Origin of the sequence: Corallococcus sp. CA053C, assembly GCF_003611675.1 — a bacterium.
In the GTDB taxonomy this organism is placed as follows: Bacteria; Myxococcota; Myxococcia; order Myxococcales; family Myxococcaceae; genus Corallococcus.
This window is the reverse complement of sequence record NZ_RAWA01000559.1, coordinates 1-5,016: the sequence shown is the minus strand read 5'-3', so window position 1 is coordinate 5,016 and position 5,016 is coordinate 1. Positions and strand designations below refer to the sequence as shown.

The following is a 5,016-nucleotide window of genomic DNA, read 5'->3' as shown; positions in this document are numbered from 1 at the left end:
GCGGAGGCCCGCGCGCCTGCCCCCTCCACCCACCGGGGCACGAAGCCGTCGCGCGGCACGAAGAGCGACGCGCCGCACGTGTCACACAGCGCGCCGAACCCCCACAGCGTGAGGCGCCTCCCGTCCGCCAACCGCCCCTGGTAAGCGCTCTGCCCTTCGACACCCGGAGGACGCGGTTCGCGCACCAGCCCGTGGCGCAGGAGCACGTTGCCGTCCGGGCAACGCACGTCCTGGCCCAGGCACCACATGGCCACGTCGAACAGCCGGTCGCCGTCGCGGCGAACGTCGCAGGGAAGAACGGCGGCAGCACCGCCAGGAGGACTCTTGGACATGGGGCGCCTCACGTGACTACTCGTGCGAGTGGTCGTGCTCGCCGCCCTCTTCGATGACGAGCGACACCGTGGAGAGGGTCGCGGGACCGAAGGTCAGTGTGTGCGTGCCCACGGTGAGGGGCACGACGTGGCGGCCCTGGATGTCGGTGCAGAGCGCGGAGCTGTTGGTGCTCTCCTCGAACTCCACCGTCGCGCCGCTGCCGTTGGTGACCTTCACGGGCACCGCGGCGCTGGTGAAGAGGACGTAGTCGGTGGCCTCGGAGACGGCGAAGGACACCGCGCCGCCCTTGCCTCCCGCCACGTCCCCGAGCGCGATGTCGTAGCGCGTGTGGTTGTTGCTCACGGCGGGGCCCATGCCGGTGACGGCCGCGGTGACATTGACGGCCGGCCCCTCCTGCAGGTGCTCGCAGCCCTCTTCATCGACGGAGCCTTCTTCTTCGGCGTCATCACCACAACCCACCACGAGGAGCGCGGTGGACAGCAACAGGGCGGACAGCAGCTTCTTGTTCATGTGTGGAACTCCACGGGATGGATGGACTGCGAGGACTCCAGGCCCCGCCGCCCACGGCGCACCGCCCCCGAAGGGACGACCGCACGCGGACGCGACACGGGACTGGAAGGGGGATGCGCGGGACGAAGCACGCGTCAGGTCGCGGTCGGAAGTCCCGTGCGCCGGCCCGTCACGGAAGGTGACGGAAACGCGGACGCGACAGGACACCCCGAGCCACGGCGCTTCCCGTCCCGCGGACACACGCCGGGCGGAGACGACGGGCTTCGTGGGGCGGAATCAGACGCGCGGAGGCGACAACTTGGGCGCGAGCCTCAAGAGCGCGACGGGGGCCGCGTGGAAGCGGAACACCGCCAGCGCCGGGCTGGAGCGCGTGGAGACCGCATCCAACATCGGAGCGGACTCGGCCGGAGGCAGGGCCTCACGGCGGAAGAAGGCATGGTGACAGTGGGCTTCCGCGCTGTGCGGAACGACCTGGGCCTTCGGTGCCCGCGCCACGCGTGCATCGTCGAAGGAGGCCTCCTCGTCCGACGGGCCCCCTTGGAGCGGCGCCTCGCTCACGTGCATCACGTCCCCGTGCTCCAGGCACGTGGTGTGCTGCACGAGCGCGAAGTGGAGGACGCTGCCCACGTACACCAGCACGCACACGAGCACCCACGGCAGCGCCAGCAGGCGCGGCGGGGAGCGACCGGTGTCGGGATGGCGTTCGAAGCGGCTCACGTCCACTCAGTCTCGTAAAGGCAACTGAGTTGTTTTAAGCGACCTCCGCACCGGGCGCAAGCCGGGAAGCCGACCTGGGGAACAGCCCGACGCAGCGCGGGTTGTGGACCCACGAGCCCCTGGGGTCGTAGGTTCGCGCGCGTGCAAGAGTTCATGGATGTCCTGCGCAGGCAGGCACACTATTTCGGGCCGGAGCTGGCGAAGACGGCCTATCAGCGCGGGCTCGCCGTGACGAAGGCGGATGGCAGCACCCAGCCCATCCCCATCACCGCCACGCCCGTCATCCTCGACGCCGCGGAGATCAAACGCCGCGCGCTCTTGTCCGCGAAGCTGGCGTCCGCCACGCTGAAGATGGCGCGCGCGGTGCTGGCCGGCGCGGATCCAGGCCGGCTGCTGGGCGCGCTGTCGCCGCTGGAGCGCACGCTCGCCGAGCGCACCTGGCAGGAGAGCCGCAAGCTGGTGACGACGCGCGTGGACTACTTCGTCTCCGGGGACCGGCCCTGGGCGCTGGAGGTCAACGCCACCATCCCGGCCATGCAGGGCTACTCCGACATCGCGGCGCGCACCTTCATCGAGGTCGTGGCGCGGCACCTGCGCTACCCGGAGAAGGGGCTCGCGTCGCTGCTGACGCTCAATGGCAGCAACGCGCTGGCGCTGTACCGCGCGCTGCTGGACGGCTACGCGGCCGAGCGCAACGGGAAGATGCCGGACACGGTGGCGCTCCTGTGCCGCAAGAACGACGCGCAGGTGACGGAGCTGCGCTGGCTGTGCGAGCGCTTCCGCGAGTTCGGCGCGGACGCGGACATCGTGCACCCGGAGGACGTGTCCGGCGAGGACACCTTCATGGTGAACGGCAAGGCGTACGACCTCGTCTACCGCCACCTGTTCGTGCGCCGGCTGGAGCAGTCCCCCGCCCCGTGGGTGGAGGACTTCCTGGGCACGGTGCCCGGCAAGAAGGCGGTGTTCCTCAACCCGCCCGCCTCGCAGGTGGAGGTGAAGACGACGTTCGCGCTCCTGTCGCAGGCGCTGACGGAGCCCGCGCTCGCGGACGAGGCGGGCCTCACGCCGGAGGAGCTGGAGGCGGTGCGCGCCGCGGTGCCCTGGACGCGCCCCTTCCGCCACGGCCCCGGCACGGGCACCACCGGGGAGAAGGTGGACGACATCGTGGCGCGCGTGTCCCAGGAGCCTGCCCGCTTCGTGCTCAAGCGCGCCTGGGACTACGGCGGCAAGGCGGTGTTCCTCGGCCGCTCGGTGGGCACGGTGCCCTACGAAGAGCGCGTCAAGGGCGCCTACGGGGAGTCCCTGACGTGGGAGCAGCTCTGCACCCGGGCGGCCACGGACACCCAGGGTGGCGGGTTCGTGGTGCAGGAGGTGGTGGACACGCAGCCGGAGGACCACCTGCTGTGCGGTCAGAACCAGGTGCTGCCCACGTCGTTCTTCGTCGACTATTCGGCGTATGCCTCCGTGGGCATCGCGAAGCAGCCGGCCTGGGGCGGAGTCTGCCGGGGGTCGATGTCGGAGATCGTCAACATCGTGGGCGGGGGCGGCGTGCTGCCACTCATCACGACGGAAGTCGCGGCGAAGCTTTTGTTGGCCTGGAAGGCCCTTTAAGGCGTCTCCCCAGGGAACCCGTTACACATACGAGACCGGCCGGGCAGTCATCCGGCTCGAAAGGATTAAAAGCACATGGCGTGGGAATCTTCTGGCGGGTGGCAGAGCGGGCGGGCGAGCGAAGTGGACTCGGTGCTGGTGCAGGAGTCGCAGCGCGCGTTCATGACGCGTGTTCACGGCTGGATGTTCGCCGGCCTCGCCCTCACCGGCGTGATGGCGATGGTGACGCTGTCCAGTGAGTCCATGCTGATGGCGGTGGCGCAGTACCGTATGGGCCTGCTGCTGGTGCAGTTCGGCGTGGTGCTGGCGCTGTCGTTCCTGGCGCCCCGCATCTCCGGCCCGGTGGCCGCGGCGATGTTCCTGGGCTACTCGGCGCTGACGGGCGTGACGCTGTCCGTGCTCTTCCTCATCTACACGGCGGGCTCCATCGCCCAGGTGTTCTTCATCACGTCGGCGGTCTACGGCACGATGGCCGTCTACGGCACCGTGACGAAGAAGGACCTGAGCGGCTGGCGGACCTTCCTCTACATGGGCCTCGTCGGCATCGTCATCGCGGGCGTCGTGAACCTGTTCATGCGCAATGACGCGGTGTCGTTCGTCAGCGCCTGCGCGGGCGTGCTCATCTTCGCGGGCCTCACCGCGTACGACACCCAGAAGCTGCGCGAGTACCACGCGGACACGGGCTACAAGAGCAACGCGACGGTGAGCATCGTGGGCGCGCTCACCCTCTACCTGGACTTCATCAACCTGTTCCTGTCGTTGATGCGGCTCTTGGGCAAGCGCCGGTAGTCGCTTCCCCTCACGACGTCGCGGTCCCCAGGGCGGGGCGCGAGGCGGTTCCCTTCAGGGAGTCGCCTTCAGCGCTCCGCCTTCTTGTTGAAGGGCATCAGGAGCCGCTCCACGGGGCGCCCCTGCACCAGGTGCTCCTCCACGATGGTGGGCACGTCCTCCACCTTCACGCCGCCGTACCAGGTGCCCTCCGGGTAGACGACCACGGAGACGCCGAAAGCGCATGTGTCCACGCACCCCGCCGCGTTGGCGCGCATGGTGCGTTTGAGACCGCGCTTGTCCAGTTCCTCCTTGAAGGCGGCCCGGACCTCCTCTCCGCCCTTGGTGGCACAACAGCCCTTCGGATTCCCGTCCGGGCGGCGGTTGGTGCAGACGAAGACATGACGTTCGAAGGGAGGCGGCATGTCCGCCTCCTAACGCGACCGTGCCCCGAAATCGACGCCGCCGTTCAGCAACCGACCGTCCGGGGCCGCCCCACCCGGCCCGTTTCTCGCCCGGACAAGCCGGCCCTCCTGCGCTGGGCGCACGGACTGGCAGCAAACATCCGTCAGTGATCACAGGCCCTTGGCGGCACCCTCCACGCTTCCGCCCGGATTTGTAGCGTCATGACGATACATTGCCAGCAAAGCCATGGTTGCCACTGCCGTGACGGGTTCTTAGATCCACCCATGGGTCGGACTTCATCCCCCCTGCGCATGCGATCAGCGCCCCGGGTGTTGACCTCCAGAAGGACCCCCAAATGAAGTGTGTAAGTTGATTTCTGACACTAGATATAGGGGAGCGGGCGATGTTGACGGACCCCACGAGCGATCATATGGATCCGCCCGCCCGGCGGGAGGGCAGTCAGGCCCGGGCCCGGAGTCCAGCGGTGGGTCGGCTGGCTTCCGTCCCTCCCGAACCATCCTGGCGCCGCTCCCCTCCTGTCTTCGCGTGATGACCTGAACCCCTGGGATCTCGCGGCGTTGGCGATTTTGCAAATTTTGCATTCGTACTCTCAGTGGATCTGGAGGTGGGCGTCATGGAGAAGGAACTGAGTGGCAAGCCGGTGGTGGGGGG

General features: G+C 68.7%; 5 protein-coding genes and 1 pseudogene. 2 read left to right on the top strand and 4 right to left on the bottom strand.

The window, feature by feature from the left end:
- The 3 genes and pseudogenes from D7V97_RS39850 to D7V97_RS39840 form a co-directional block, all read right to left on the bottom strand.
- Positions 1–332 (bottom strand): annotated as a pseudogene (locus D7V97_RS39850) (hypothetical protein); the annotation flags it as partial.
- Between the two features lie 16 nt (positions 333–348).
- Positions 349–843 carry a hypothetical protein gene (locus D7V97_RS39845; protein ID WP_120615797.1) on the bottom strand — a complete coding sequence of 165 codons (495 nt, stop codon included), beginning with the start codon at positions 841–843 and terminating at the stop codon, positions 349–351.
- A 276-nt stretch (positions 844–1,119) separates the two neighbouring features.
- Complete coding sequence (locus tag D7V97_RS39840; RefSeq protein WP_120615798.1) at positions 1,120–1,560, bottom strand: hypothetical protein; 441 nt, start codon at positions 1,558–1,560, stop codon at positions 1,120–1,122.
- A gap of 141 nt (positions 1,561–1,701) precedes the next feature.
- Between D7V97_RS39840 and D7V97_RS39835 the strand changes: the two genes are divergently transcribed.
- Both D7V97_RS39835 and D7V97_RS39830 read left to right on the top strand, forming a co-directional pair.
- Positions 1,702–3,171: a hypothetical protein gene (locus tag D7V97_RS39835; protein ID WP_120615796.1), complete on the top strand. Its 1,470-nt coding sequence runs from the start codon at positions 1,702–1,704 to the stop codon at positions 3,169–3,171.
- A 75-nt stretch (positions 3,172–3,246) separates the two neighbouring features.
- On the top strand, positions 3,247–3,960 hold the full coding sequence (locus tag D7V97_RS39830) for a Bax inhibitor-1/YccA family protein (RefSeq protein WP_120615795.1): 714 nt from the start codon (positions 3,247–3,249) through the stop codon (positions 3,958–3,960).
- A gap of 68 nt (positions 3,961–4,028) precedes the next feature.
- Here D7V97_RS39830 and D7V97_RS39825 read toward each other — a convergent pair whose 3' ends face one another.
- A complete protein-coding gene (locus D7V97_RS39825; protein WP_120615794.1) occupies positions 4,029–4,364 on the bottom strand; it encodes a ferredoxin in 336 nt (111 codons plus the stop codon).
- Positions 4,365–5,016: the final 652 nt, after the last annotated feature.

Bases quoted from the DNA above. Each gene is read 5' to 3' on its own strand.
- D7V97_RS39845 (WP_120615797.1), bottom strand. From the start codon at position 843: ATGAACAAGAAGCTGCTGTCCGCCCTGTTGCTGTCCACCGCGCTCCTC.
- D7V97_RS39830 (WP_120615795.1), top strand. From the start codon at position 3,247: ATGGCGTGGGAATCTTCTGGCGGGTGGCAGAGCGGGCGGGCGAGCGAA.
- D7V97_RS39825 (WP_120615794.1), bottom strand. From the start codon at position 4,364: ATGCCGCCTCCCTTCGAACGTCATGTCTTCGTCTGCACCAACCGCCGC.